Origin of the sequence: Dysgonomonas termitidis (assembly GCF_042654545.1) — a bacterium.
GTDB classification, from domain to species: Bacteria; Bacteroidota; Bacteroidia; order Bacteroidales; family Dysgonomonadaceae; genus Dysgonomonas; species Dysgonomonas termitidis.
Window position 1 is genome coordinate 1 of sequence record NZ_JBHSGN010000232.1, and the last position, 681, is coordinate 681.

Annotated in this window: 1 protein-coding gene; it reads left to right on the forward strand. The window is 53.2% G+C overall.

What is annotated here, in order from left to right:
* A partial coding sequence (locus tag ACFO6W_RS26410) for an IS66 family transposase (RefSeq protein ID WP_380002177.1) occupies positions 1-681 on the forward strand: 681 nt, incomplete at both ends.

Consider the following 681-nt stretch of genomic DNA (forward strand, 5'->3'; position numbering starts at 1 on the left):
TTCGTCTGAACGCTATGTAAAGGAAGATCCCAACCAGCTGAGCCTGGCCTTCGAGGGTGTTGACAGCCTGCCGGAAGAAGAAAAGGCGCTGGTTGAAGAGTTGCGTCAAACCATTACTTACGAACGTGAGGCCAGAAAGGAAAATTCCTCTAAACCGGTACGCCAGGAACTGCCAGCCGGATTGGAACGTAAAGAAGAAATCATAGAACCCGATCCGATACCCGCAGGAAGTACCTGCATCGGTCAGGAAGTGACAGAGATACTGGAATATACACCGGGAACATTGTATGTGCGCAGGATTATCCGCAAGAAATATGCCTTGGCCGGCCATCAGGGCGTGGTTATAGCGGAACTTCCGTCCCTGCCGCTGCCAAAGAGTAACGCAGGAGCGTCGCTGCTGGCACACCTGCAGGTAAGCAAATACCAGGATCACCTTCCCTATTACCGTCAGATCGACATCTTCAGCCGGCAAGGCATAAAACTGGCCGCTTCTACCGTTAACGGCTGGAATGCCGGTTCAGCCTGCCTGCTGGAACTCTTATACCTCGAACTCAGGAAACAGGTGCTGGCATCGGATTACATCCAGATGGATGAAACCTTCATACCGGTAGTGGACAGGGACAAGCCCGGTGCAACCCGTAAAGGCTACCACTGGATCGTCAAGGCGCCGGAAGAGCGGAA